24 protein-coding genes are annotated in these 26,028 nt (G+C 68.9%); 19 read left to right on the top strand and 5 right to left on the bottom strand.

All coding sequences use genetic code 11. The annotated features are described in order from the left end of the window. Positions 1–35: 35 nt before the first annotated feature. Together mqnC and ADK57_RS30765 are read left to right on the top strand one after the other, a co-directional pair. A complete protein-coding gene (mqnC, locus tag ADK57_RS30770) occupies positions 36–1,235 on the top strand; it encodes a cyclic dehypoxanthinyl futalosine synthase (RefSeq protein ID WP_053752888.1) in 1,200 nt (399 codons plus the stop codon). Positions 1,236–1,242: 7 nt separating this feature from the next. Further along, positions 1,243–1,911: a hypothetical protein gene (locus ADK57_RS30765; protein WP_053752887.1), complete on the top strand. Its 669-nt coding sequence runs from the start codon at positions 1,243–1,245 to the stop codon at positions 1,909–1,911. Between the two features lie 31 nt (positions 1,912–1,942). Here ADK57_RS30765 and ADK57_RS30760 read toward each other — a convergent pair whose 3' ends face one another. After that, complete coding sequence (locus tag ADK57_RS30760; protein ID WP_053752886.1) at positions 1,943–2,971, bottom strand: chitinase; 1,029 nt, start codon at positions 2,969–2,971, stop codon at positions 1,943–1,945. 307 nt (positions 2,972–3,278) lie between these two features. Here ADK57_RS30760 and ADK57_RS30755 point away from each other — a divergent pair, with 307 nt between their 5' ends. From ADK57_RS30755 to ADK57_RS30740, 4 genes are read left to right on the top strand one after another with little or no spacing between them, the layout of a single operon-like run. Beyond that, positions 3,279–3,689: a hypothetical protein gene (locus ADK57_RS30755; protein ID WP_078973431.1), complete on the top strand. Its 411-nt coding sequence runs from the start codon at positions 3,279–3,281 to the stop codon at positions 3,687–3,689. Between the two features lie 17 nt (positions 3,690–3,706). After that, positions 3,707–6,064, top strand: a complete 2,358-nt coding sequence (locus ADK57_RS30750; RefSeq protein WP_053752884.1) for a bifunctional polysaccharide deacetylase/glycosyltransferase family 2 protein — start codon at positions 3,707–3,709, stop codon at positions 6,062–6,064. Beyond that, a complete protein-coding gene (locus tag ADK57_RS30745) occupies positions 6,064–7,515 on the top strand; it encodes an acyltransferase family protein (RefSeq protein ID WP_053752883.1) in 1,452 nt (483 codons plus the stop codon). The genes ADK57_RS30750 and ADK57_RS30745 overlap by 1 nt, the downstream gene beginning before the upstream one ends. 44 nt (positions 7,516–7,559) lie before the next feature. Next, positions 7,560–8,261 carry a demethylmenaquinone methyltransferase gene (locus ADK57_RS30740; protein WP_053752882.1) on the top strand — a complete coding sequence of 234 codons (702 nt, stop codon included), beginning with the start codon at positions 7,560–7,562 and terminating at the stop codon, positions 8,259–8,261. 153 nt (positions 8,262–8,414) lie between these two features. Here ADK57_RS30740 and ADK57_RS30735 read toward each other — a convergent pair whose 3' ends face one another. Continuing rightward, positions 8,415–8,741: a PASTA domain-containing protein gene (locus tag ADK57_RS30735; RefSeq protein WP_078973430.1), complete on the bottom strand. Its 327-nt coding sequence runs from the start codon at positions 8,739–8,741 to the stop codon at positions 8,415–8,417. 144 nt (positions 8,742–8,885) lie between these two features. Then, entirely contained in the window at positions 8,886–9,407 is a 522-nt protein-coding gene (locus ADK57_RS30730; RefSeq protein ID WP_053752881.1) for a GNAT family N-acetyltransferase, read from the bottom strand. 47 nt (positions 9,408–9,454) lie between these two features. On the opposite strand from ADK57_RS30730, the gene ADK57_RS30725 reads away from it, so the two are divergent. Then, positions 9,455–10,795, top strand: a complete 1,341-nt coding sequence (locus ADK57_RS30725; protein WP_053752880.1) for a geranylgeranyl reductase family protein — start codon at positions 9,455–9,457, stop codon at positions 10,793–10,795. A gap of 222 nt (positions 10,796–11,017) precedes the next feature. Here the strand turns inward: ADK57_RS30725 and def are convergent, their stop codons facing one another. Further along, complete coding sequence (gene def, locus ADK57_RS30720) at positions 11,018–11,644, bottom strand: peptide deformylase (RefSeq protein ID WP_053752879.1); 627 nt, start codon at positions 11,642–11,644, stop codon at positions 11,018–11,020. A 133-nt stretch (positions 11,645–11,777) separates the two neighbouring features. Between def and ADK57_RS30715 the strand changes: the two genes are divergently transcribed. Beyond that, positions 11,778–13,589 carry a hydroxysqualene dehydroxylase gene (locus tag ADK57_RS30715; RefSeq protein WP_053752878.1) on the top strand — a complete coding sequence of 604 codons (1,812 nt, stop codon included), beginning with the start codon at positions 11,778–11,780 and terminating at the stop codon, positions 13,587–13,589. 76 nt (positions 13,590–13,665) lie between these two features. Here ADK57_RS30715 and ADK57_RS30710 read toward each other — a convergent pair whose 3' ends face one another. Next, positions 13,666–14,475, bottom strand: a complete 810-nt coding sequence (locus tag ADK57_RS30710; RefSeq protein WP_053752877.1) for a C40 family peptidase — start codon at positions 14,473–14,475, stop codon at positions 13,666–13,668. Positions 14,476–15,221: 746 nt separating this feature from the next. Between ADK57_RS30710 and ADK57_RS30705 the strand changes: the two genes are divergently transcribed. From ADK57_RS30705 to nuoK, 11 genes are read left to right on the top strand one after another with little or no spacing between them, the layout of a single operon-like run. After that, positions 15,222–15,581, top strand: coding sequence for an NADH-quinone oxidoreductase subunit A (locus tag ADK57_RS30705; RefSeq protein WP_007383963.1), 360 nt, complete (start codon positions 15,222–15,224; stop codon positions 15,579–15,581). 13 nt (positions 15,582–15,594) lie between these two features. Beyond that, on the top strand, positions 15,595–16,149 hold the full coding sequence (locus ADK57_RS30700; RefSeq protein WP_010041554.1) for a NuoB/complex I 20 kDa subunit family protein: 555 nt from the start codon (positions 15,595–15,597) through the stop codon (positions 16,147–16,149). Continuing rightward, complete coding sequence (locus ADK57_RS30695) at positions 16,146–16,901, top strand: NADH-quinone oxidoreductase subunit C (protein WP_053752876.1); 756 nt, start codon at positions 16,146–16,148, stop codon at positions 16,899–16,901. The genes ADK57_RS30700 and ADK57_RS30695 overlap by 4 nt, the downstream gene beginning before the upstream one ends. Then, positions 16,898–18,220 carry an NADH-quinone oxidoreductase subunit D gene (locus tag ADK57_RS30690; protein ID WP_053752875.1) on the top strand — a complete coding sequence of 441 codons (1,323 nt, stop codon included), beginning with the start codon at positions 16,898–16,900 and terminating at the stop codon, positions 18,218–18,220. The genes ADK57_RS30695 and ADK57_RS30690 overlap by 4 nt, the downstream gene beginning before the upstream one ends. Next, a complete protein-coding gene (nuoE, locus tag ADK57_RS30685; RefSeq protein ID WP_053752874.1) occupies positions 18,217–19,089 on the top strand; it encodes an NADH-quinone oxidoreductase subunit NuoE in 873 nt (290 codons plus the stop codon). The genes ADK57_RS30690 and nuoE overlap by 4 nt, the downstream gene beginning before the upstream one ends. Continuing rightward, the gene (nuoF, locus tag ADK57_RS30680; protein ID WP_199830724.1) at positions 19,086–20,435 is read left to right on the top strand and encodes an NADH-quinone oxidoreductase subunit NuoF; all 1,350 of its coding nucleotides are present in this window, start codon (positions 19,086–19,088) and stop codon (positions 20,433–20,435) included. Before nuoE ends, nuoF begins: the two co-directional genes overlap by 4 nt. Next, on the top strand, positions 20,432–22,936 hold the full coding sequence (locus ADK57_RS30675; RefSeq protein ID WP_053752872.1) for an NADH-quinone oxidoreductase subunit G: 2,505 nt from the start codon (positions 20,432–20,434) through the stop codon (positions 22,934–22,936). Before nuoF ends, ADK57_RS30675 begins: the two co-directional genes overlap by 4 nt. Next, a complete protein-coding gene (nuoH, locus tag ADK57_RS30670) occupies positions 22,933–24,297 on the top strand; it encodes an NADH-quinone oxidoreductase subunit NuoH (RefSeq protein WP_053752871.1) in 1,365 nt (454 codons plus the stop codon). The genes ADK57_RS30675 and nuoH overlap by 4 nt, the downstream gene beginning before the upstream one ends. Then, a complete protein-coding gene (gene nuoI, locus ADK57_RS30665; protein ID WP_053752870.1) occupies positions 24,290–24,892 on the top strand; it encodes an NADH-quinone oxidoreductase subunit NuoI in 603 nt (200 codons plus the stop codon). Before nuoH ends, nuoI begins: the two co-directional genes overlap by 8 nt. Continuing rightward, complete coding sequence (locus tag ADK57_RS30660; protein WP_053752869.1) at positions 24,889–25,731, top strand: NADH-quinone oxidoreductase subunit J; 843 nt, start codon at positions 24,889–24,891, stop codon at positions 25,729–25,731. Before nuoI ends, ADK57_RS30660 begins: the two co-directional genes overlap by 4 nt. Continuing rightward, positions 25,728–26,027, top strand: a complete 300-nt coding sequence (nuoK, locus tag ADK57_RS30655; RefSeq protein WP_003974374.1) for an NADH-quinone oxidoreductase subunit NuoK — start codon at positions 25,728–25,730, stop codon at positions 26,025–26,027. The genes ADK57_RS30660 and nuoK overlap by 4 nt, the downstream gene beginning before the upstream one ends. Position 26,028 lies beyond the last annotated feature (1 nt).

Below are 26,028 nucleotides of genomic sequence, written 5' to 3'. Positions count from 1 at the left end.
TCCGTCCTCACCCCTTGACGAAAGGGACGCCCCCGGTGACCGAGAAGGCCGACCTTCAGTCCGTCCTCGACCGAGCCGCCGCGGGGGGACGCCTCACCCCGGAGGAAGCGCTCGTCCTTTACCGCGACGCCCCGCTGCACGCGCTGGGCGCCGCCGCCGACGCCGTACGGCGCCGCAGGTACGCGGGGACCGAGCACATCGCGACGTACATCATCGAGCGCAACATCAACTACACGAACGTGTGCGTGACGGCGTGCAAGTTCTGCGCCTTCTACGCGGCTCCCAAGGACGTGGACAAGGGCTGGACCCGCGACCTGGACGACATCCTGCGCCGGTGTGCGGAGACCGTCGAGCTCGGCGGCACGCAGATCATGTTCCAGGGCGGTCACCACCCGGACTACGGCGTCGAGTACTACGAGCAGCACTTCTCCGCCATCAAGCAGGCCTTCCCGCAGCTGGTCATCCACAGCCTGGGGGCGAGCGAGGTCGAGCACATGGCCCGGATCTCCAAGGTGAGTGTGGAGGAGGCCATCACGCGTATCCACGCGGCCGGTCTCGACTCCTTCGCCGGCGCGGGTGCCGAGCTGCTGCCCGCCCGTCCTCGCAAGGCCATCGCGCCGCTGAAGGAGAGCGGCGAGCGCTGGCTGGAGATCATGGAGACGGCTCACGGGCTGGGCGTCGAGTCCACGTCCACCATGCTCATGGGGACCGGCGAGACCAACGCCGAGCGCATCGAGCACCTGCGGATGATCCGTGACGTACAGGACCGGACGGGTGGCTTCCGGGCCTTCATCCCGTACACCTACCAGCCCGAGAACAACCACCTGAAGGGCCGTACGCAGGCCACGCTCTTCGAGTACCTGCGGATGATCGCCATCGCGCGCCTGTTCATGGACAACATCGCCCACATCCAGGGCTCGTGGCTGACCACCGGCAAGGAGGTCGGGCAGCTGTCGCTGCACTACGGTGCGGACGACCTCGGCTCGATCATGCTGGAGGAGAACGTCGTCTCCTCCGCCGGTGCCAAGCACCGCTCCAACCGGATGGAGATCATCGACCTCATCCGCAAGGCGGGGCGGGTCCCGGCCCAGCGGGCGACGACGTACGAGCACCTCGTCGTCCACGACGACCCGGCGAACGACCCCGTCGACGAGCGCGTGATGTCCCACATCTCCTCCACGGCGATCGCGGGCGGCACGGCTCATCCGGAACTGAAGCTGCTGGCCTCCAACTGAGCCTGCCGTGCTGACGATTCACGCCGCCGACCTCCTGATCCCGGGGGATCGGCGGCAGCCCGTGCCCGGTGGGGCGGTGCTCGTCGACGGTCGGGAGATCGCGGCCGTCGGGCGGTACGAGGAGCTGGCCGCCGCGCGTCCGACAGCTCGCGTGCGGCGCTGGCCGGGGCTGCTGACGCCCGGCCTGGTGAATGTCCACGGGCCCGAACTCCTGGAGCGGGCCTACCATCCGGATCCGCGCGAGGCCGGCGAACTGGGTACCGAGCCGCTCACCGGCGCGGCCCTCGCGGCGCTCCCCATGACCGACGCGCGGTGGGGTGCGAGCGCGCGGCGCGGAGTGCAGCGGATGCTCGCCCACGGGACCGTCGCCGTGGCGGGGAGTCTGTGGCGGCCCGCCGTCGTCGACGCCGTGTACCGGGCGGGGCTGACGGCCGAGGAGCGGTTCGCAGATCCACCGGGCCCGCCGACGTTCGACCCGCTGGCCGGGCGGAGTTTGGCGGAGGCGATCCTGCTGCCGCTTCCGCCGGCCGGTGCGGACGGCGTCGGCCGCACCGACGGCGCCGACGCGACGTTCGCCGTGTTCGACGTCCCCGACGAGGCCACGCTCGTGAAACGCGGAGCCGTGAGCTGCGTGGCGACGGTCCTCAAGGGACGCCTGGTGCATCGGCGCCGCTAGCCGGTCGGTGTTCCGGCCCCGCCGGCCGGGCTCAGCCCGTGAACGCCTCCGCGAACGCCCCCGAACTCTGCTCCACCCCACTGCAGTCGGTCGCCGCGTCGTCCTCCCCGGAGCTGCCCTCCTCGCAACTCTGGTCGCGGGCGGCCGACCACATCGACACCCACGCGATCTCCTTCTCCTCCGCGAACGTCCGTACCTGGGCCGCGTCGGAGAGCGTGAACGTCTCGTTGGCCACGTCGTTGACACCGATCATCGAGGTCAGTGCCATGCCCTGCCAGGCGGCCGCGTCCGGAAGACCGAACACGTCCTTGAGCTGGCCATGGGCGGCCTTCGCGGAGGTGAGCGCATAGTCGCCCATGTCGCCGTCGTACGACTCGCCGTAGTTCATCGTCATGAGGTTGACGGTGGAGACCTGTACGTCGTGCTCGTTGGCGGAGTCCAGGAGGGCGAGGCTGTCGAGGTCGAGGCCGGAGGGCATGACCGGGAGCGTGAAGGAGACACTGAGGTCGCTGCGTTCCTTCTGCAGCAGCGCGATCGCCTCGGAGCGCAGGGCAACCGTGTCGGAGTCGGTGAGTTCGTCGCCCTCGATGTCGAAGTCGGCCTGCGTGGAGCCGGCCGCGTCCAGGGCCTTGCCGTACGCCTCGGCCAGTTCGGACGCGCTGTCGCAGGTCGCCGCCAGCTCGTCGCCGGAGGCGCCGCCGAAGGAGACGCGGACCGTGGCGCCGTCCTCCTTGAGCTGCGATATCCGGGATTTCACCGACGAGTCGCCGATGGCATACCCCTCGTTCCACTTCGGCTTGCAGGCGCTTTTGTCGGAGATCACGAAGGCCAGGTTGTACGCCGTGGGGGAGCCCGCCGAGTCGTTGTCGGACGCGGTCGTGCCACTCACGTAAGGGGCGTACGCGGTCGTCGACGCGGCCTCCTCCGCGGGGGACGCGCTCGACTGTTGCGGCGCGGTGGGCGCCGCGTCCGAGGTGTCGTCGGATTCCGCGGAGCACCCCGCGGTGGCCAGGGCAAACAGGCAGGTGAGCCCGGCCGCCGGCTTCAGGAAACTCCGCATTGAGCACGCTCCCGCTCTCGTGATTTCTGTCTCAGGACGGAAACAAACCGCGTTTCCGGATTGGAAATGTCTCACACGGAGCTGAGCTTCGGGTGGACAGCGACCGCACAGGCGCTTCATGGGCACAAGTGGTCAAAAGGCGCCCAACGGGCGCGCGATTCGGGCATTCAACTCCTTTCTCTCCGCTCGGAGTTGCGCAGGCTTTCCGGGAATCTCTCAGGGAATGAACAGGTTTTCGTGTTTCTCATGGTTCTCTCACAAGGAAGCCTGAGTTTAGGCCACATAAAGCTTCCCTAATATCCGGGGAATGCATTCCGAACCTGCCATCGAAAACCGCGCTGCCGCCGCCGTTGTGCGCGGTCGCCGCCGCAAACGCGGCAACGGCTCCGCCGAGGGTCCTGTGTTCGTTGACAACTCCGGACGCCGCTCCAAGGCGCTGCGCCGGATCGGCCTCCTGGTCGGTGTCGTCTGCCTCGGGTACGCCGTCGTGCTGGGCATGGCCTTCATGGGCATCGGCACCTCGATCACCCCGTCCTCGCTGATGCCGTTCGCCGGCGGCGGCAACGGCGCCGGGCCGGGCGGCCAGGGCGGCAACGGCCCCGCCGGATACGCCCCGCAGGGCGGCCTCGGCAACGGGGCCGTACAGCCCGGCGGTACGCCGTCCGCGCTGCCCACGGGCACGGCCACCCCCACGGCCACCCCCACGACCACGAACTGACGGGGACGCAGCCACCCATGACTTCACCGACGCCCTCACGCCGCCGCCGGCGTGCCCCCTCCCGGATCGAACGGGCGGCGGGCAAGGCCGCGGCACTGCAGAAACCGCGGGTCATTCTCGCCCTGCTGCTCCTGCTCGCACTGACCAGCATCATGCTGCTCGACGGCTATCTGCGTGCCGAGGTCGGCGGCGACCAGCGCGTGCGCGACGGGGCCAGCGCCAGCAAGGTGCCCGACAAGATCCTCAACGGCGGGCCGATCGTCAGCTTCCGGGGCGGACAGGCCACCACGCTGGACGTGCCGGACAAGACGATCGCGCTCACCTTCGACGACGGCCCGAACCCGACGTACACGCCCCAGGTCCTGAAGATCCTGGAGGAGTACGACATCCCCGCCACGTTCTTCGTGGTCGGCTCGATGGTCTCGCGCTACCCGGGCATCGTGCAGGACATGGTCGAGCAGGGCAACGAGGTGGGCATCCACACCTTCACCCACGTCGACCTCTCCTACCAGAGCGACGCCCGCATCCGGCGCGAGATGGAGCAGACGCAGCTGGCGCTCGCGGGTGCGGCCGGCATCACGACCACGCTGTTCCGGGCGCCGTACTCCTCCAAGACGGACGCCATCGACAACTACAGCTGGCCCGTCTACCAGGCGCTCGGCGCGGACGGCTACACCAGCGTCTTCGTCGACACCGACAGCGACGACTGGAAGAAGCCGGGCGTCTCGAAGATCGTCAAGTGGGCCACGCCGTCGGGGAACAACGGCGCCTCGGTGCTGATGCACGATGCGGGCGGCGAGCGGGAGCAGACGATCAAGGCACTGCCCACGTACATCGAGAAGATGCAGGCGAAGGGGTACACCTTCACCACCATCAGCGGTGTCATGGAGCAGCAGAACGGGGGCGCCGCGCAGGCGGCCGGGACCGCCGGGACGCCGGGCGCCTCGGGAGCTTCGGGAGCTCCCGAAGCGTCGGGTGTTTCGAGTGCTTCGGGGGCGACCGGTTCCGAGCAGCCCGGTGGCGTGCCGAACGGGCAGGCGGGGAACCAGGGTTCGGCCGCGGACCGGCTCCAGGCCGCCCACCGCGAGGCCACCGGCGCGACCCTCTACGAGGGCAAGGCCCTCCTCGGGGCCGTCGCCGTCGCCGAGTGGGCCGTGCCCACGCTGTCGGTCGGACTGGTCGTCGTGGGTGTGGCGGTCATCGGCCGGTTCGGCATGATGCTGATCCTCGCCCGCAGCCACTACAGGCAGCGCAACAAACGCCGGTTCAGCTGGGGGGCGCCGGTCACCCGCCCGGTGAGCGTGATCGTCCCGGCGTACAACGAGAAGGAGTGCATCGCCAACACCCTCAAGTCGCTGGCGCAGAGCACCCATCCGATCGAGGTCATCGTGGTCGACGACGGCTCGACGGACGGCACCTCCGAGATCGCACGCGCCGCGGCCGACTCCCTCGGCATGTCCAACGTCCGGGTCATCCGCCAGGAGAACGCGGGCAAGCCGGCCGCTCTCAACAACGGTGTGCGAAGCGCCAGTTACGACATCGTCGTGATGATGGACGGAGACACGGTCTTCGAGGCGGACACCGTACGACAGCTCGTGCAGCCGTTCGCCGACCCCGAGGTGGGCGCGGTCGCCGGCAACGCCAAGGTCGGCAACCGGAACACGATCATCGGTGCCTGGCAGCACATCGAGTACGTGATGGGCTTCAACCTCGACCGCCGTATGTACGACCTGCTGCGCTGCATGCCGACCATCCCCGGCGCGATCGGCGCGTTCCGCCGCGAGGCGGTCCTCCAGGTGGGCGGCATGAGCGAGGACACCCTCGCCGAGGACACCGACATCACCATCGCCATGCACCGCGAGGGCTGGCGGGTCGTCTACCAGGAGCACGCGCGCGCCTGGACCGAGGCGCCGGGTTCCCTGAAGCAGCTGTGGTCGCAGCGCTACCGCTGGTCCTACGGCACGATGCAGGCGCTCTGGAAGCACCGCAAGTCCCTTACGGACACGGGTCCCTCGGGCCGCTTCGGCCGGGTCGGCATGCCGCTGGTGGTCATCTTCCAGATCGTCACGCCGGTCTTCGCCCCGCTCATCGACGTGTTCACCGTCTACTCGATGATCTTCGTCGACTTCCAGGCGGCGCTGCTGGCATGGCTCGCGGTCTTGGGCGTCCAGCTGTTCTGCGCGGCGTACGCCTTCCGCCTCGACCGCGAGAAGTACCGCTACCTGCTGATGATGCCGCTGCAGCAGCTGGCCTACCGCCAGATGATGTACCTCGTCCTCATCCACTCCTGCATCACCGCCCTCGCCGGCGGCCGCCTGCGCTGGCAGAAACTGAAGCGGACCGGCGAGGTCGGCACCCCGGCGGGGGCGAGCTGATGAGCTGGGGGCAGGAACAGCAGGGGTACCCGGAGGGCGGTTACGGCCACGGGTACGGGGAGCAGTCCTCCTCGTACGGCTACGAGGGGTACGGGCAGCAGCAGTACGGGCAGCAGCCGTATCCACAGCAGCCCTATCCGCAGCAGCCGTATCCGCAGCAGCCGTATCCACAGCAGTACGTGGATTACGGGCAGGGGGAGGGGCAGGGCCAGGCGCAGGCGGCCGAAGCGACAGCGACGATGCCGGTGGTGGGGCCGGAGCCGGTCGCACCGGAGTCTGTCGCCGTCGTGGAGTCCGAGAGCGTCTGGCCGGAGAGCGTCTGGCCGGAGAGCGTCTGGCCCGAGAACGGCGAGCCCGGGAGGGTCGGGCCCGAAAGCGTCGAGGCGGAGGAGGAGAAGCCTCCGCCTCGGCCCCGACCCGCCGGTCGTGACCGCTACTTCGACACCCTCAGGGCCCTGGCCCTCATCCGTGTCGTCGCGTACCACACCTTCGGCTGGGCCTGGGCCGGCATGGTCTTCCCCTCCATGGGGATCATGTTCGGCCTGGCCGGCACGCTGATGGCGAAGTCCCTGGAGCGCCCGGCGTACAAGGTGGTGAAGAGCCGGCTGCGCCGACTCCTGCCCCCGTTCTGGTTCTGGGGAGCCTTCGTGGTTCTCGCGATGCTGATCCACGACTGGATGCCGGGCTGGCAGATCGTCTACTGGATCGTCCCGCTCGGCGACCCGCCGGGCAACGAGTGGGGCGTACAGGCCTGGGAGATCCTCTGGTACCTGCGGACGTACCTCTGGTTCGTCCTGCTCTCCCCGGCTCTCCTGTGGATCTTCCGCAGGGCCCCGGGCCCGATCCTGCTGCTGTCCCTCGCGCCGATCCTGGTCCTGACCTTCGGGTGGGCGGGCCCGGACAACCGGTTCGGCAGCGCCCTGTGGGACCTGTCGACGTACCTCTTCTGCTGGATCCTCGGCTTCGCCCACCGTGACGGAGTGCTGCAGCGGATGCAGCCGGCCGTGGTGGTAGTGCTGTCGCTCGCCGCGATGGGGTACGGCGGCTGGTACGCCTTCGGCCACCAGGCCGAGTTCGGCACGTACGACCTCGACGAGATCCCCGTCGCGCAGGCCTTCTGGTCGGCCGGTTTCGTGATGCTCCTGATGTGGGCCAAGGCCCGCTTCCGGATCGACTTCGCCGGGCTGACCCGGTTCCGGCGGCTGGACAGGGCGGTGACGGTCTTCAACGCGCGAGCGGTGACGATCTACCTCTGGCACGAGATCGCGCTGATCCTGGCCGTCCCGCTGATCGACCAGTTCTGGAAGGTGCCGGCCTTCGAGACGTACCTGCCGCTGGAGAGCCAGTGGTTCATGTTCGGCGTCGGCTGGATCCTGATCGCGGTGTTCGTCCTGGTGTGCGGATGGGTGGAGGACGTGGCGGCGAAGAAGAAGCCGAGGCTTCTTCCGTGAACCCGTGCGGCGAGTCCGGTGGGCCCGTGCGTAAGAATGGGCCCGTGACCCGCGCTTCCCTGAACAAGCAGCCGCACGAAGTCGCCTCGATGTTCGACGACGTGGCGGAACGGTACGACCTGACGAACGACGTGCTCTCGCTCGGCCAGGACCGGGTGTGGCGCAAGGAGGTCGCCAGGGCCGTCGACGCCCGCCCCGCGCAGAAGGTCCTGGACCTGGCCGCCGGTACGGCCACGTCCTCGCTGCCCTTCGCCCGCACCGGCGCCTACGTCGTCCCCTGCGACTTCTCCCTCGGCATGCTCCAGGTCGGCAAGCGGAAGCACACCTGGCTGCCGTTCACCGCGGGCGACGCGACGAAGCTGCCCTTCAAGGACGACACCTTCGACGCCGTCACCATCTCCTTCGGGCTGCGCAACGTGCAGGACACCGACACGGCCCTGCGGGAGATGTACCGGGTGACCAAGCCCGGCGGCCGGGTCGTGATCTGCGAGTTCTCGCACCCGACCTGGGCACCCTTCCGGACCGCCTACACCGAGTACCTGATGCGCGCCCTGCCGCCGGTCGCCCGCGCGGTGTCGTCCAACCCCGACGCCTACGTCTACCTCGCCGAGTCCATCCGCGCCTGGCCCGACCAGCCCGCGCTGGCCGAGCGCCTCCAGAAGGCCGGCTGGTCGAAGGTGGCCTGGCGGAACCTGACCGGCGGGATCGTGGCCCTGCACCGGGGCTTCAAAGCGAGCGGTCAGTAGGGCGAGCGGTCGGTGAGCCGAGCGGTCGGTGAGCCGAGCGGTCGGTGAGCCGAGCGGTCAGTGAGCCGAGCGGTCAGTAAGGCGAGCGGTCAGTAAGGCGAGCGGTCAGTAAGGCGAGCGGTCAGTAAGGCGAGCGGTCAGTGAGCCGAGCGGTCAGTAAGGCGAGCTGAACCCGGCCACGGCGTAGGGGTCTCCCGGTTCGTCGAGCTCGCGCTGCAGGCCGCCTCCGCCCGGACGCGGCAGGCGCGGTTCGTGCACGCCCGAGCCTCCGCCGCCCTCCCCCTCACCGAACTCGAACCACACGGTCACCACGGTCCCGCGAGGCACCTCGACGCCGGGTGGTGGGTACTGCCGTACGACGTACTCCACGACCGTGCGACGGAAGTCGGGTCGGTCGGGAGCGGCGAGCAGCACGCCGCCCGACTCGGCCGCCTCGCGTGCGTCCACGGCCATCAGACCGACCAACTTCGGCACTCGCACCTCGGGCGATTTGGGTGTTATTCGCACAGATGTCACCCCCAGTGGTACTGGCAGGGTAACCCCGGTCGCACATCACCCGGAAGCGCCAAGTGTCTTTCTGTGACAGTCGGTTACTCTCGGTTATCTCTCGGTTTGTCTCTCGGTTTATCCCTCGGCTGTCGTCAGGTCGAGCCGGTAGCAGTGCCCTTCCCGCTCCGGCGTCGGCGTCCGGAACACCTCGGCCAGGCGCATGCCCAGTCGCCGGGTGATCGCGACGGACCGGGTGTTGCGTGCGTCGACCATGGCGACCACGCTCGGCACGCCCGCCGCACGCAGCCGTTCCAGCGTCATCTGCGCGGCCGCGGTGGCGTATCCCCGGCCCCACTGCTCGCGCCCGAGCCGCCAGCCGATCTCGATCTCACCCGTCGGCCCCCAGTCCCGCTCCCACGGCTGGGCGCCGGTGAAGCCGATGACCTGCCCGGACTCGTCGAGCACGGTCCACAGGCAGTACCCGCGTTCGGCGTCGTGCCGGCGCTGGCGGGCGGTGAGCTCCTCGTAGACGGACAGCTCCGCGGCCTTGCCGCCGTGGAACTCCATGACGTCCGGGTGGGCGAAGGTCCGGTGCCAGGCCACGGCGTCCTCGTCGGTGGGGACACGCAGTCGTACTACGGGCAGAGCTCGGTTCACTGGGCAGCCCTTCAGCGGGGTGATCAATTCTGCTGAATAGACTGCCCATGTCCAGTGCCCGTCGGCACGCAGAAATCCGAACTTGGGGAGATCCCGCCGTGACCGAGCCCCTCTCCGAAAACACCGCCGATGTGATCGTCGTCGGCGCGGGGCCAGCCGGCTCCACCACCGCCTACCACCTCGCCAAGGCCGGGCTCGACGTACTCCTGCTGGAGAAGACCGAGTTCCCGCGCGAGAAGGTCTGCGGCGACGGACTCACCCCGCGCGCCGTCAAGCAGCTCGTCGCGATGGGCATCGACATCTCGGAGGAGGCCGGCTGGCTGCGCAACAAGGGCCTGCGCATCATCGGCGGCGGCGTCCGGCTCCAGCTCGACTGGCCGGATCTCGCCTCCTTCCCGGACTACGGCCTCGTCCGCAAGCGCGACGACTTCGACGAGCAGCTCGCGCGCCAGGCGCAGAAGGCGGGCGCCCGGCTGTACGAGCGCTGCAACGTGGGGGCGCCGATCGTCGACGACCGCACGGGCCGCATCACCGGCGTGCACGCCAAACTCGGTGACACCGGGGAGAAGCGCGAGGTCACCTTCCACGCGCCGCTGGTCGTCGCCGCCGACGGCAACTCGACCCGGCTCTCCTTGGCGATGGGCCTGCACCGCCGCGAGGACCGCCCGATGGGCGTGGCGGTCCGTACGTACTTCACCAGCCCGCGCCACGAGGACGACTACCTGGAGTCCTGGCTGGAGCTGTGGGACCGGCGGGGGGCCGAAGACCGGTTGCTGCCCGGCTACGGCTGGATCTTCGGCATGGGCGACGGCACCTCGAACGTCGGCCTCGGCGTCCTGAACACCTCCGACTCCTTCAAGGAACTCGACTGGCGCGAGGTACTGAAGGCCTGGTGCGCGTCGATGCCGGAGGACTGGGGCTACACCCCGGACAACATGACCGGGCCCATCCGCGGTGCAGCGCTCCCCATGGCCTTCAATCGCCAGCCCCACTACACCAAGGGCCTGTTGCTGGTCGGCGACGCCGGCGGTCTGGTGAACCCCTTCAACGGCGAGGGCATCGCCTACGCCATGGAGTCCGGCCAGATCGCCGCCGACATCATCGTCCAGGCCCACGCACGCTCGACTCCCGCGGGGCGGGAACTGGCCCTGCAGCGCTACCCCCGCGTCCTCAAGGACACCTACGGCGGCTACTACACGCTCGGCCGCGCCTTCGTGAAGCTCATCGGCAACCCGAAGGTCATGAAGGTCGCGACCCAGCGCGGCCTGTCGCACCCCCTGCTGATGAAGTTCACGCTGAAGATGCTCGCGAACCTCACCGACCCGACGGGCGGCGACGCGATGGACCGCATCATCAACGGCCTGAGCAAGGTGGCGCCGAAGGCGTGACGAAGACCGCGTGAGTGCGGCGGATTTCAGGCCCTGGCCATCTGTGGTCCGGGCCTGACCCGTTCCGTCAGGGCCCGGAACGCCGATTGCCGGCAAACCGGTCCGCCGCAGGCCGGGCTGCGGCCGACCGGTCCGCCGCAGCCCGGCCGGGCGGCCCGTCCCGAGCCCGCAGGGGGCGGGCGCGCAGGGCCGGGACCGCGGAGGCCGGACCGCAGAGGCCGGCTACTTGCCGAGCGCGGCCTCCTTCACGGCCCGGCGGGCGAAGACCTCTTCGCGCCGGTCGGCCACCTGTCGCAGCGCGTCCTTGCGCTCCCGCTTGGAGAGCCGGTCCAGATAGACGTGCCCGTTCACATGGTCGGTCTCGTGGGCCAGACAGCGGGCGAAGTACCCCGTGCCCTCGATGACGAGCGGCTCGCCGTCCTTGTCGAGCCCGCGCACGACGGCCCGGTCCGGACGAGGTACGTCCATCACGGCGCCGGGCACCGACAGGCACCCCTCGTTCTCGTCGAGCAGCCGTCGCCCGGCCGGGTCGAGGGGCTCCAGCACCGGGTTGACGATGTGTCCGACATGTCGGACGCCATCGTCGTCGGGGCAGTCGTAGACGAACAGTCGCAGATCGACGCCGACTTGGTTCGCGGCAAGTCCCGCGCCGTCTGCGACGTACATCGTCAGGAACATGTCGTCGATGAGCGCGGCGAGATCGGGCCCGAACTCGGTCACGTCCCGGCACGGCTTGTGCAGGACCCCCTCACCCACCTCGGTGATACGCCGTACCGACCCGCGCCGGGCGTCGGGTGCGAGCGGGGGATACGAATCGACCGGCCTGCCCTGTACGAACACGCTTGGCATGGCTGTTTCTCCTGTCCTACGCACATTGCGCACCTTGCACGCCTTGCGCATTCTGTGCGTCTTGCGCGGATGTTGTGGGTGGTGGGGCATCGGGGTTCCGCCTTCCGGAGCCCCTTCCTACCCTCCGTTACTCATGACAACAGAACACACACGGCAGCCCCAGGAGCAGACCGGCCACACCCGCAGACGGTTCCTGGCGGGTGCCGGGGGAGCGGCGACCGCCCTGGCGTTATGGCCGGCCGGAGGCGCGAGCGCCGCATCCGGCAAGCGCGTCGCCGTTCTCGGCGGCGGCGTCTCGGGTCTCAGCGCCGCCCACGAACTCGCCGAGCGCGGATACGCGGTGACTGTCTACGAGTACTACGACGCCCTCGGCGGCAAGGCCCGTTCGATGGACGTCCCCGGAACGGGCACCGACGGCCGCAGACCCCTCCCCGCCGAACACGGCTTCCGCTTCTTCCCCGGCTTCTACCGGAACCTCCCGGACACCATGCGCCGCATCCCCTTCCCCGGCAACGCGAACGGCGTCCACGACAACCTCCGCGGCGGCACCGAGGCACTGTTCGCGCGCGGTTCCGGCCGCCCGGACCTGCACTTCCCGCTGCGCAGGGTCACCACCCCTCCGCGCCCCGGCGACCTCACCCCGTCCTGGATCCGCGACCAGCTCCTTTCGGTGCTGGACCTCGGCACCCACCTCCCCGCCCACGAGGCCGCCTACTTCGCCGACCGCGTCCTTGTCCACCTCACCAGCTGTGACGCCCGCCGCGAGGACCAGTGGGAGAAGACCGCCTGGTGGGACTTCATCCGCGCGGAGGAGATGAGCGAGGAGTACCGGACGCTCCTCGGCGTCGGCCAGACCCGCAACCTCGTCGCCACCCGCGCCGAAGTCGCCTCCACCCGCACCGTCGGCCGCGTCATCATCGAGGCCCTGCTCCTGTGGGGCCTGCTCGGCCGGGGCATGGACGGCGACGCGGACGTCGACCGTGTCCTGAACGCCCCCACCGACGAGGCGTGGATCGACCCCTGGGAGACCCACCTGCGCTCGCTCGGCGTCGACTTCGCGCTCGGTACCCAGGTCCGGGAAGTGGTGTACGAGAGCGGCCGCGTCACCGGCGTACGCGTCTCGGCGCGCGACGGCGGCCAGGAGCGCACGGTCACCGCCGACCACTATGTCTGCGCGCTGCCGGTCGAGCACGCGCGCGCGACGTGGGGCCCCGCCCTGCGCGCGGCGGACCCGCAGCTCGCCCGGTGCGACGCCCTGCGGACGGACTGGATGACGGGCGTGATGTTCTACCTGCGCACGCCCACCCCCGTCGTGCACGGCCACATCAACTGCCTCGACTCACCCTGGTCGGTGACGGGTGTCGGGCAGGCCCAGTTCTGGGACGTACGGGACTTTTCGCGGGACTACGGCGACGGTCGGGCCCACGACTGTCTCTCCGCGATCATCTCGGAGTGGGACAAACCCGGCATCCTGTACGGCAAGACGGCCCGCGAGTGCACGAAGGACGAGATCGTCGCCGAGCTCTGGGCCCAGCTGAAGGACGGTCTGAACGACGCCGGCAAGACGACCCTCACGGACGCCGACCGGCTCGGCTGGTTCATGGACCCGGCGGTGACGGGTCTGGGCGGCCCCGACCCGCAGAACCGGGAACAGCTCCTCATCCACCCGACGGGCACCCTCTACAGCCGGCCCTCCGCCCGCACCAAGGTCCCGAACCTGTTCCTCGCGGGCGACTACGTCCGCACGGACGTCGACCTGGCGACCATGGAAGGCGCCAACGAGTCGGCGCGACGGGCCGTCAACGCACTGTTGGATGCGGACAATTCGGGCGCCGAGCGGTGCGGGATTCAGGAGCTGTACCGGCCCCCGGAGATGGAGCCGCTGAAACGCGTCGACGAGGTGCGCTACCGGTTGGGCCTGCCCAACACCTTCGACCTCGGGTGAGCCGGAGGTGATCCGGAAGGGGCCGCTGCCCCCGAGCGGCTGCGGCCCCTTCCGTACGGCTGTGCGTGCCTGTGTGTCAGAGCACCCGCACCGCGCCGGTCGGCGGGTCGTAGGACAGCGGCTTCTCGACGACGCCCGTGGACGGGTTCTGCGCGCCGACGAACATGCCGTCGCCGACGTACACCCCAACGTGGTACGCGCTGCCCGCGCTACCCCAGTACAGGATGTCGCCCGGCTGCAGATTGCTCAGCGAGACCTGGGTGCCGGCGGTCGACTGGTCCTGCGAGACGCGCGGCAGGCTGACACCGATCTCGTTGAAGGCGGCCTGCACGAGGCCGGAGCAGTCCCAGGAGTTCGGGCCGGTGCCGCCGGAGACGTAGGCGTCACCGACCTGCGCCTTGACGAAGGCGATGACCGCGGCGGCCGAACCGGTGGCCGTGGACGTGCTGGTGGACGTGCTGGCGCTCGCCGAGGCGGACAGGGTGGCCCGCTCGGTGGTGCGGGACGCGCGCTCGGCGGCGGCCTTGCGAGCGGCCTCCTCGGCGGCCTTCTTCTTGGCCTCGGCCTTCTTCTTCGCCTCTGCGAGGTCCGCCTTGGCCTGCTTCGCGGCCTTTGTGGCGGCCGCGTCACGCTCGGCCTGCAGCTGGTAGTTCGCCGCCGCCTGCTGCGTGGCGTCGGCGGACTCGGCGACCTGCGCGGCCAGGTCGGCCGTCAGGGTGGGCAGTTCGAGCGTCTGCGTCACCGGTTCGGCAGCGTTCGCCGAACCCGACGCCCCGGCCACTGCCAGGGTGCTGAGAACGCCACCGGCAACTCCGGCCCGCATCGCGATTTTCGACGCGCTGCGGCGGGGTTTCCGGTGGCTGCGTATGTGAGCGGTGTGGGACATGAGAACAACCGGTATCAGGGGCTCCTCCATACCTTCAAGAAACGTGTGCTGCGCCACAGTTGTTCAATCGACATCCCGAACGCCTGGCGTGTCGTTCTTTATTGACGCCGTAACGGACATTGCGGACGCAGGCGATCAAGCCTGTGATCACGGCCTTTCACTGTTACGTCCGAATTGCCCGCCACCTACCACTGGTTGGGACCGGTGGCCAACCCCGCTTCTCGGGCGCTTCTCATGGATGTGGTGGAGGTCACGCAACGGTTACGAGCGTGGGTGCGTCCGGTGTGCGGAACCCGTCGGGTCGCGCTCGTGAATGTGTGCACGTGTCCACATCGCGCATCGCCGCTCCCCCTGATGTGTGAACGCGACCCTCTATCAAGGGGTCGCGTCCAGCACCAATTTGCATGCAAGGGAAGTCTCTTGATATGGAGACTCACCCTTCGACCTGCGCCGACGAGCGAAAATGTCACCTCTGGTGATCACTCGGACGCTTCTCGTACGAAGATCGACACTCATCCGACTTCATGATCCTTCGTCAGGTGGTGGAGATCACAAAGCTTGTGTAATACCCCGTGTCGCAGATCACAGAGTGGCAGGCATAGGATGCGAGGCAGTTGGGCTTGTGACCTGCTTCACATGTTCGCGATCTTCGTCGGGACTGGCGGGGTCCGTGGGACATGTGGGGCGGATGTGAGTCCGATGTGCCATCGCCAGCAGTCAGTGCCGACTGAGAGGAGCGAGGAGCGGTGAACGCGTATGCGCCCATCCTCGTACTGGGAGCCCTCGGGGCAGGCTTTGCGATCTTCTCCGTGGTCATGGCCACGCTGATCGGTCCGAAGCGGTACAACCGGGCCAAGCTCGAGGCCTACGAGTGCGGTATCGAGCCGACCCCCACGCCGGCCGGCGGCGGGCGCTTCCCCATCAAGTACTACCTGACGGCGATGCTCTTCATCGTCTTCGACATCGAGATCGTCTTCCTCTACCCCTGGGCCGTCACCTTCGACGCCCTGGGTGTTTTCGGGCTCGTGGAGATGCTGCTCTTCGTGCTCACCGTCTTTGTCGCGTACGCGTACGTATGGCGGCGCGGCGGCCTGGAATGGGACTGAGGGGCCTTTAGACATGGGACTCGAAGAAAAGCTGCCGAGCGGTTTCCTGCTGACCACCGTCGAGCAGGCCGCGGGCTGGGTGCGCAAGTCGTCCGTCTTCCCCGCCACCTTCGGCCTCGCCTGCTGCGCCATCGAGATGATGACCACCGGCGCCGGGCGCTACGACCTGGCGCGCTTCGGCATGGAGGTCTTCCGCGGTTCGCCGCGACAGGCGGACCTGATGATCGTCGCCGGCCGGGTCAGCCAGAAGATGGCACCGGTGCTGCGGCAGGTCTACGACCAGATGCCGAACCCGAAGTGGGTGATCTCCATGGGGGTCTGCGCCTCCTCGGGCGGCATGTTCAACAACTACGCCATCGTCCAGGGCGTCGACCACATCGTCCCGGTCGACATCTATCTGCCCGGCTGCCCGCCACGGCCCGAGATGCTGATGGACGCCATCCTCAAGCTCCACCAGAAGATCCAGACCTCCAAGCTCGGCGTGAACGCCGAGGAGGCGGCCCGTGAGGCGGAGGAAGCGGCGCTCAAGGCCCTGCCGACGATCGAGATGAAGGGGCTGCTGCGGTGAGCGACGCGAACGGCACCAACGGGGCGTCGAACGGGGTGAACCCCGAAAAGGACCTCGGCGCCTCCAACCTCCCCGGCCAGCGCGGCGAAGGCGGCGAGGAGATCCGCGTCCAGCGCGGCATGTTCGGCGCCAACAACGGCGGCGACACCTCCGGCTACGGCGGCCTGGTCCGCTCGATCCGGCTTCCGGGAGCCGCGAGCCGCCCCTACGGCGGCTGGTTCGACGAGGTCGCCGACGAACTCGAGGGCGCGCTGGAGGAGCAGGGTCTCCTGCCCGAGAACGCGATCGAGAAGACGGTCGTCGACCGCGACGAGCTCACCTTCCACATCGAACGCGAACACCTGCTGCGCGTCGCCCGCACCCTGCGCGACGACCCGGCCCTGCGCTTCGAGCTGTGCACCGGCGTGAGCGGAGTCCACTACCCGCACGACAAGGGCCGCGAGCTGCACGCCGTCTACCACCTGCGCTCGATCACCCACAACCGGCTGATCCGCCTGGAGGTCAGCGCTCCGGACACCGACCGGCACATCCCGTCGCTGGTCTCCGTGTATCCGACCAACGACTGGCACGAGCGCGAGACCTACGACTTCTTCGGCATCGTCTTCGACGGTCACCCGGCTCTGACGCGGATCATGATGCCGGACGACTGGCAGGGCCACCCGCAGCGCAAGGACTACCCCCTCGGCGGCATCCCCGTCGAGTACAAGGGCGCCCAGATCCCGGCTCCGGACCAGCGGAGGTCGTACTCGTGAGCACTTCGCATGCCTCCCCTCGGGAGACCACCGAGGGCACCGTCTACACGGTCACCGGTGGCGACTGGGACGAGGTCGTCCAGTCCGCGGCCCGCGCCGACGACGAGCGCATCGTCGTCAACATGGGCCCCCAGCACCCCTCCACTCACGGCGTGCTCCGCCTCATCCTGGAGATCGACGGCGAGACGGTCACCGAGGCCCGCTGCGGCATCGGCTACCTGCACACCGGCATCGAGAAGAACACCGAGTTCCGCACGTGGACGCAGGGCACCACGTTCGTGACGCGCATGGACTACCTGACGTCCTTCTTCAACGAGACCGCCTACTGTCTCGCCGTCGAGAAGCTCCTCGGCATCGAGGACCAGGTCCCCGACCGCGCCACCCTCATCCGGGTGCTCCTGATGGAGCTGAACCGGCTGTCCTCGCACCTGGTGTGCATCGCCACCGGCGGCATGGAACTCGGCGCCACCACGATCATGATCTACGGATTCCGTGATCGTGAAATGATTCTCGACATCTACGAGCTCATCACGGGCCTGCGGATGAACCACGCGTACATCCGCCCCGGCGGACTCGCTCAGGACCTGCCGCCCGGCGCGGTGGATCACATCCGCGAGTTCGTGAAGAAGATGAAGAAGAACCTCCCGGAGTACGACAAGCTCGCCACCGGGAACCCCATCTTCAAGGCCCGCATGCAGGACGTCGGCTATCTCGATCTGTCCGGCTGCATGGCCCTCGGCGCCACCGGCCCGATCCTGCGCTCCGCCGGCCTGCCGCACGACCTGCGCAAGGCGCAGCCGTACTGCGGCTACGAGACGTTCGACTTCGACATCCCCACCGCCGACTCCTGCGACTCCTACGGTCGCTTCCTGGTCCGGCTGGAGGAGATGCGCCAGTCCCTCAGGATCGTCGAGCAGTGCCTGGACCGGCTGCAGCCCGGTCCGGTCATGGTCGCCGACAAGAAGATCGCCTGGCCCGCCCAGCTCGCCCTGGGCCCGGACGGGCTCGGCAACTCCCTCGACCACATCAAGAAGATCATGGGCACCTCCATGGAGGCCCTGATCCACCACTTCAAGCTGGTCACCGAGGGCTTCCGCGTCCCGCCGGGACAGGCGTACGCGGCCGTCGAGTCGCCCAAGGGCGAGCTCGGGGTGCACGCCGTCTCCGACGGAGGCACCCGCCCCTACCGGGTCCACTTCCGGGACCCGTCCTTCACCAACCTGCAGGCCATGGCGGCGATGTGCGAGGGCGGCCAGGTCGCCGACGTCATCGTCGCCGTCGCGTCCATCGACCCCGTGATGGGAGGCGTCGACCGGTGACCACCTCATCTTCGGAGCAGGGCGTCAGCCTGGGCATGCCCGAACTGCCCGCGCCCGCCTACCCGGACGACGTCCGCACCCGGCTGGAGACGGACGCGCGCGAGATCATCGCCCGCTACCCGGACTCCCGCTCGGCCCTGCTGCCGTTGCTGCATCTCGTGCAGTCGGAAGAGGGCCATGTCACGCGCACCGGGATGAAGTTCTGCGCGGACGTGCTGGACCTGACCACGGCCGAGGTCACCGCGGTCGCCACCTTCTACACCATGTACCGGCGCCGGCCGAGCGGTGACTACCAGGTCGGCGTCTGCACCAACACGCTGTGCGCGGTGATGGGCGGCGACGCGATCTTCGAGTCCCTCCAGGAGCACCTGGGCGTCGGCAACGGCGGGACCACCGAAGACGGCAAGGTCACCCTCGAGCACATCGAGTGCAACGCGGCCTGCGACTTCGCGCCGGTCGTGATGGTCAACTGGGAGTTCTTCGACAACCAGACCCCGGCGAGCGCCACGCGCCTCGTCGACGACCTGCGCGCGGGACGACCGGTCGAGCCCACACGCGGGGCGCCGCTGTGCACGTTCAAGGAGACCTCCCGGATCCTGGCCGGCTTCCCCGACGAGCGGCCCGGGGCCGTCGAGGCAAGCGGCGGAGCGGGACCCGCTTCGCTGGTGGGCCTTCGCCTGGCAAGGGGAGAGGCCGCACCCGCGCGCGTGGTCCATCCGCGCGACGGCGGACCGCACCACGAGCCGCAGGACAAGGCGGTGCACCAGCCGCCACCGACGGAGCACTTGAGTTCGCACGACGCGCCGCAGGACACGTCGGCCTCCGACCCCGCCCACCCGGCAGGGCCCACCGCCGAGGAGGGGGAGTGATGACCTTGGCACCCGAGATCAAAGACACCAGCCCCGAGAAGCTGCTCGCACCCGTGCTGTCGGCCTTCTGGGACGAGGACAGGTCCTGGACGCTGGACGTCTACCGAAGGCACGAAGGGTACGAGGGGCTCCGCAAGGCGCTGGCCATGTCGCCGGACGACCTGATCGCGTACGTCAAGGACTCCGGTCTGCGCGGCCGCGGCGGTGCGGGATTCCCCACGGGAATGAAATGGCAGTTCATTCCCCAGGGGGATGGAAAGCCGCACTATCTAGTTGTCAACGCCGACGAGTCGGAGCCCGGAACCTGCAAGGACATTCCGCTCCTCTTCGCGAACCCGCATAGCCTCATCGAGGGCATTGTCATCGCGTGTTATGCCATCAGGTCTTCGCATGCCTTCATCTATCTGCGTGGTGAAGTCGTCCCTGTATTGCGGCGGTTGCACGAGGCCGTGCGTGAGGCCTACGCGGCGGGCTACCTGGGCGAGAACGTCCTGGGCAGCGGACTCGACCTCCAGCTCACCGTGCACGCGGGCGCCGGTGCGTACATCTGCGGTGAGGAGACCGCACTGCTCGACTCGCTCGAAGGCCGCCGGGGTCAACCGCGGCTCCGTCCCCCTTTCCCTGCTGTCGCGGGCCTCTATGCGTGCCCGACTGTTGTGAATAACGTCGAGTCGATCGCGTCGGTTCCCGCCATCCTGCAAAAGGGCAAGGAATGGTTCAGGTCGATGGGCAGCGAGAAGTCCCCGGGCTTCACGCTCTACTCGCTCAGCGGCCATGTCGCCAGCCCCGGCCAGTACGAGGCCCCGCTCGGCATCACTCTCCGCCAACTCCTGGAGATGAGCGGCGGGATGAGGTCCGGACATCGCCTCAAGTTCTGGACGCCCGGCGGCTCCTCGACGCCGATGTTCACCGACGAGCACCTCGATGTCCCTCTTGATTACGAAGGAGTGGGTGCCGCGGGTTCCATGCTCGGCACCAAAGCTCTGCAGTGCTTCGACGAGACGACCTGCGTCGTGCGTGCCGTGACCCGCTGGACCGAGTTCTACGCCCACGAGTCCTGCGGCAAGTGCACGCCGTGCCGCGAAGGGACCTACTGGCTCGTGCAGTTGCTGCGCGACATCGAGGCCGGCAAGGGCGTCATGTCCGACCTCGACAAGCTGAACGACATCGCCGACAACATCAACGGCAAGTCCTTCTGCGCCCTCGGCGACGGTGCTGCCTCGCCGATCTTCTCCTCGCTCAAGTACTTCCGCGAGGAGTACGAGCAGCACATCACGGGCCGCGGCTGCCCCTTCGACCCGGCCAAGTCGACGGCCTGGGCCGACCGCACGGAGGTGAACGCATGACTGTGACCACCAACGCTCCCTCGGGAGGGGGAGAGGCCGCGGTCCCGCCGGAAGATCTCGTGTCGCTGACGATCGACGGCGTGGAGATCAGCGTGCCCAAGGGCACCCTGGTCATCCGGGCCGCCGAGCAACTCGGCATCGAGATCCCCCGCTTCTGCGACCATCCCCTTCTCGACCCGGCCGGTGCCTGCCGCCAGTGCATCGTCGAGGTCGAGGGTCAGCGCAAGCCCATGGCGTCCTGCACCATCACCTGCACGGACGGGATGGTGGTGAAGACCCACCTCACCTCGCCGGTCGCCGAAAAGGCCCAGCACGGTGTGATGGAACTGCTCCTCATCAACCACCCGCTGGACTGCCCGGTCTGCGACAAGGGCGGCGAGTGCCCCCTGCAGAACCAGGCCATGTCCCACGGCCAGGCCGAGTCCCGCTTCGAGGGAAGGAAGCGGACCTACGAGAAGCCGGTCCCCATCTCCACGCAGGTGCTGCTCGACCGTGAGCGGTGCGTGCTGTGCGCCCGCTGCACCCGGTTCTCCAACCAGGTCGCGGGCGACCCGATGATCGAGCTGATCGAGCGGGGCGCGCTCCAGCAGGTCGGCACCGGTGAGGGCGACCCCTTCGAGTCGTACTTCTCCGGCAACACCATCCAGATCTGCCCGGTCGGCGCGCTGACCTCGGCGGCGTACCGATTCCGCTCCCGCCCCTTCGACCTGGTCTCCTCGCCCTCCGTGTGCGAGCACTGCTCCGGCGGCTGCGCGACGCGCACCGACCACCGGCGCGGCAAGGTCATGCGGCGGCTCGCGGCCAACGACCCCGAGGTCAACGAGGAGTGGATCTGCGACAAGGGGCGGTTCGCGTTCCGGTACGCCCAGCAGCGTGACCGGCTCCAGAACCCGCTGGTGCGCAACGCCGAGGGCGACCTGGTGCCGGCCTCCTGGCCGGAGGCGTTGCAGATCGCCGCTCAGGGGCTGCTCGCCTCGCGGGGCCGGACCGGTGTCCTGACCGGAGGCCGGCTGACCATCGAGGACGCCTACGCGTACAGCAAGTTCGCGCGCGTGGCGCTCGACACCAATGACATCGACTTCCGCGCGCGCGTGCACAGCGGCGAGGAGGCCGACTTCCTGGCCGCCCGGGTCGCCGGACACGGACGGGACCTCGACGGTACGGGCGTCACGTACACCGCTCTGGAGAAGGCGCCCGCCGTTCTGATGGTCGGGTTCGAGGCCGAGGAGGAGGCGCCCGGCGTCTTCCTTCGGCTGCGCAAGGCCTGGCGCAAGCACGGGCAGAAGGTGTTCTCCCTCGCCACACACGCCACGCGCGGCCTGGAGAAGGCGGGCGGCACGCTGCTGCCCGCCGCTCCCGGCACCGAGACCGAGTGGCTGGACGCGCTCGCGAGCGGAGTCGGCCTGGAGGACGACGGTGCGAAGGCCTCGGAGGCACTGCGCACCGAGGGCGCGGTGATCGTCGTGGGTGAACGGCTGGCCGCCGTGGCGGGTGGGCTGACCGCCGCCGTACGGGCCGCGTCCGCGACCGGCGCCCAACTGGTGTGGATCCCGCGCCGGTCCGGGGAGCGCGGTGCCCTCGAAGCGGGCGCTCTGCCCACTCTGCTGCCGGGCGGGCGTCCGGCCACCGACCCGCGCGCGCGGGACGAGGTCGCCGCGGTCTGGGGCCTGGCCGAACTCCCGCACCGCTACGGGCGCGACACCGGCCAGATCATCGAGGCCGCCACAGGCGGTGAGCTCCAGGCACTGCTGGTCGCGGGCGTCGAGGTCGCCGATCTGCCCGACCCGGCACGCGCGCGTGAAGCGCTGCGAGAGGTCGGCTTCCTGGTGTCGCTGGAACTGCGGCCCAGCGAGGTCACCGAACTCGCGGACGTCGTCCTGCCGGTGGCCGCGGTCGCCGAGAAGGCCGGCACCTTCCTCAACTGGGAGGGCCGGGTGCGCTTCTTCGAGACCGCGCTCAAGCCCGACCAGATGACCCGGCACCTCGCGCCCACCGACGCGCGCGTGCTGCAGATGGTGGCCGACGCCATGGACGTCCACCTGGGTCTGCCGGATCTGCGCACCGCGCGTGCGGAGCTGGACCGGCTCGGTGCCTGGGACGGGCCGCGGGCCACCGAACCCCTGGAGACGGCGGCCCAGTTGCCGCGGCCGGCCGCCGGGGAGGCCGTACTGGCCGGGCACCGGCTGCTCCTCGACCAGGGCGTCCTCCAGGAGGGCGACGAGGCGCTCGCCGGGACGCGGCACGCGGCCCACGCGCGCGTGTCGCCCGCCACGGCCGCCGAAGCCGGTGTGAAGGACGGCGACCTGCTCGCTGTGACCGCAACCACCGGAACGGTTGAACTCCCTCTCAAGATCACCGAGATGCCCGACCGGGTGGTCTGGCTCCCGCTGAACTCCTTGGGCGGCGGCGTCGCCTCCGACACCGGGGCGCTGCCCGGCGCACTCGTCCGCATCGGCCCGGCGACACTCGCCGCCGAAGCCCCCAAGGAGGTGGAGGCATGAGCCCGTCCCTCGCCGCTGAAGACCTCTCGATGTTCGGCACCGACCCCTGGTGGCTGGTCGTCATCAAGGCGGTGTTCTGCTTCGCCTTCCTGATGGTGACCGTGCTGTTCTCCATCGTCTGGGAGCGCAAGGTCGTCGCCTGGATGCAGCTGCGCATCGGCCCCAACCGGCACGGCCCCTGGGGCATGCTCCAGTCGCTCGCCGACGGCATCAAGCTGATGCTGAAGGAAGACCTCATCGTCAAACGCGCGGACAAGGTGGTGTACGTCCTCGCGCCTGTCGTCGCGGCCATCCCGGCCTTCATGGCGATCGCGGTGATCCCCTTCGGCCCGGCCGGCAACGAGATCTCGATCTTCGGGCACCGCACCGCGATGCAGCTCACCGACCTGCCGATCGCGATGCTCTACATCCTCGCGGTCGCCTCGGTCGGCATCTACGGCATCGTCCTCGCGGGCTGGAGCTCCGGATCCACCTATCCGCTCCTCGGCGGCCTGCGCTCCTGCGCGCAGATGATCTCGTACGAGATCGCCATGGGTGCCGCGTTCGCCTCGGTGTTCCTCTACTCGGGGTCGATGTCGACGTCGACGATCGTCGAGCAGCAGCACGACCGCTGGTACATCGTCCTGCTGCCGGTCTCCTTCGTGATCTACATCGTGACGATGGTGGGCGAGACCAACCGCGCACCCTTCGACATGCCGGAGTCCGAGGGCGACCTGGTGGGCGGCTTCAACACCGAGTACTCGTCGATCAAGTTCGCGATGTTCATGCTCGCCGAGTACGTGAACATGGTGACGGTCTCGGCCGTGTCCGTGACGCTCTTCCTGGGCGGCTGGCGGGCCCCGTGGCCGGTCAGCACCTTCTGGGAGGGCGCGAACCACGGCTGGTGGCCGCTGCTCTGGTTCGTGATCAAGGTGCAGCTGCTGCTGTTCTTCTTCATCTGGCTGCGCGGCACGCTCCCGCGTGTCCGCTACGACCAGCTGATGAAGCTCGGGTGGAAGGTCCTCATCCCGGTCTCCCTGGTCTGGCTGATGCTCGTGGCCACCGTGCGGACCCTCCGGAACGAGAACTACGACTTCGCCGACATCGCCCTCTACATCGGCGGCGGCGTCCTCGTCCTGCTGCTGCTCTCCTTCGTCTTCGACATCTTCCGCGAGAAGACGAAGGCGGCCGAGCGGCCCGTCGAGGAGCCGGCCGGCTTCGACCCGATGGCGGGCGGGTTCCCCGTGCCACCGCTGCCGGGACAGGAGCTTCCGCCGGTGCCGCGGCGCAGCCCGCGCCGCGAGCGGGAGCTGATTGTCAGTGGTGGGCCCGATACTCAGAGTGACGGATCTCTGGATGGAAAGGAGGCGTCCGATGGCTGAGGAGCCCAAGGAGACCAAGCCCGGTTTCCAGAACCCGGTGGCCGGCTTCGGCGTGACCTTCAAGGCCATGTTCAAGAAGCGGCTGACCGAGCAGTACCCGGAGCAGCAGAAGACCACCGCTCCCCGCTTCCACGGACGGCACCAGCTCAACCGCCATCCGGACGGCCTGGAGAAGTGCGTCGGCTGCGAACTGTGCGCCTGGGCCTGCCCTGCCGACGCCATCTATGTGGAGGGCGCCGACAACACGGACGAGGAGCGCTACTCGCCGGGCGAGCGGTACGGCCGCGTCTACCAGATCAACTACGCCCGCTGCATCCTGTGCGGCCTGTGCATCGAGGCGTGCCCCACGCGCGCGTTGACCATGACCAACGAGTTCGAGCTGGCCGACTCCAGCCGCGCCAACCTGATCTACACCAAGGAGCAGCTGCTCGCCGGGCTCGAAGAGGGCATGGTCGACAGCCCGCATTCCATCTTCCCGGGGACGGACGAGCAGGACTACTACCGCGGTCTGGTGACGGAGGCTGCGCCGGGCACGGTGCAACAGGTCGCCGTCTCCAAGGGCGAGAAGCCCGAAGAAGAGGAGGTTCAGGCATGAGCGCGCAGCTCGCCGCCTACTCCACCTCCACCGGAGAGGCCTTCCAGTTCTGGGTCCTCGGCACCGTCGCCGTGATCGGCGCCCTGTGCACCGTCTTCATGAAGAGGGCCGTGCACAGCGCGCTCTGTCTCGCCGGCACCATGATCATCCTGGCGGTGTTCTACCTCGCCAACGGCGCCTACTTCCTGGGCGTCGTCCAGATCGTCGTCTACACCGGCGCGATCATGATGCTGTTCCTGTTCGTGGTGATGCTCGTCGGCGTCACCGCGGCGGACTCCCTGAAGGAGACCATCAAGGGCCAGCGCTGGCTGGCCCTGACGTGCGGACTCGGCTTCGGCGTCCTGCTGTTCGCGGGCATCGGCAACGCCTCCCTCAACGAGTTCAGCGGCCTCGCGCAGGCCAACGCGAACGGCAACGTGGAGGGCCTCGCGGCCCTCATCTTCACGAAGTACGTCTTCGCCTTCGAGATCACCGGCGCCCTCCTGATCACGGCCGCCGTAGGCGCGATGGTGCTCACCCACCGCGAGCGCACCGAGCGGGCCAAGACGCAGCGCGAGTTGTCCGAGGAGCGCGTCCGCGAGGGCAAGCACCTACCGCCGCTGCCCGCGCCCGGCGTGTACGCCCGGCACAACGCCGTGGACATCGCGGGCCTGCTGCCGGACGGCACCCCGTCCGACCTCACCGTCAGCAAGACGCTGCGGGAGCGCGGTCAGATCCGTGACGTGTCCCAGGACGCGCTCAACGACCTGCGGGCCCTGGAGCAGCGCGCCGAGGAGCGCCTGGAGCGGACCGGGATCGAGCAGGCGAACCTCAAGCGGGCCGAGGAGGCGTCGAAGTGAACCCCGTCAACTACCTCTATCTCGCCGCCCTGTTGTTCACGATCGGCGCCACCGGCGTCCTGATCAGGCGCAACGCGATCGTCGTCTTCATGTGCATCGAGCTGATGCTCAACGCCTGCAACCTCGCGTTCGTCGCCTTCTCCCGGATGCACGGCAATCTCGACGGCCAGATCATCGCCTTCTTCACGATGGTCGTCGCCGCCGCGGAGGTCGTGGTCGGGCTCGCGATCATCGTGTCGCTGTTCCGTTCCCGCCACTCGGCCTCGGTCGACGACGCCAGCCTGATGAAGCTGTAAG

Origin of the sequence: Streptomyces sp. MMG1533, from assembly GCF_001279775.1 — a bacterium.
In the GTDB taxonomy this organism is placed as follows: Bacteria; Actinomycetota; Actinomycetes; order Streptomycetales; family Streptomycetaceae; genus Streptomyces.
Note: the sequence above shows the minus strand (reverse complement) of the source record. Positions and strands in the feature narration are given on the sequence as shown.

Bases quoted from the DNA above. Each gene is read 5' to 3' on its own strand.
- def (WP_053752879.1), bottom strand. From the start codon at position 11,644: ATGCCAAGCGTGTTCGTACAGGGCAGGCCGGTCGATTCGTATCCCCCG.
- ADK57_RS30675 (WP_053752872.1), top strand. From the start codon at position 20,432: ATGACTGTGACCACCAACGCTCCCTCGGGAGGGGGAGAGGCCGCGGTC.
- ADK57_RS30750 (WP_053752884.1), top strand. From the start codon at position 3,707: ATGACTTCACCGACGCCCTCACGCCGCCGCCGGCGTGCCCCCTCCCGG.
- ADK57_RS30710 (WP_053752877.1), bottom strand. From the start codon at position 14,475: ATGTCCCACACCGCTCACATACGCAGCCACCGGAAACCCCGCCGCAGC.
- ADK57_RS30745 (WP_053752883.1), top strand. From the start codon at position 6,064: ATGAGCTGGGGGCAGGAACAGCAGGGGTACCCGGAGGGCGGTTACGGC.
- ADK57_RS30725 (WP_053752880.1), top strand. From the start codon at position 9,455: ATGTCCAGTGCCCGTCGGCACGCAGAAATCCGAACTTGGGGAGATCCC.
- ADK57_RS30700 (WP_010041554.1), top strand. From the start codon at position 15,595: ATGGGACTCGAAGAAAAGCTGCCGAGCGGTTTCCTGCTGACCACCGTC.
- nuoH (WP_053752871.1), top strand. From the start codon at position 22,933: ATGAGCCCGTCCCTCGCCGCTGAAGACCTCTCGATGTTCGGCACCGAC.
- ADK57_RS30760 (WP_053752886.1), bottom strand. From the start codon at position 2,971: ATGCGGAGTTTCCTGAAGCCGGCGGCCGGGCTCACCTGCCTGTTTGCC.
- ADK57_RS30755 (WP_078973431.1), top strand. From the start codon at position 3,279: ATGCATTCCGAACCTGCCATCGAAAACCGCGCTGCCGCCGCCGTTGTG.
- nuoI (WP_053752870.1), top strand. From the start codon at position 24,290: ATGGCTGAGGAGCCCAAGGAGACCAAGCCCGGTTTCCAGAACCCGGTG.
- ADK57_RS30715 (WP_053752878.1), top strand. From the start codon at position 11,778: ATGACAACAGAACACACACGGCAGCCCCAGGAGCAGACCGGCCACACC.
- ADK57_RS30660 (WP_053752869.1), top strand. From the start codon at position 24,889: ATGAGCGCGCAGCTCGCCGCCTACTCCACCTCCACCGGAGAGGCCTTC.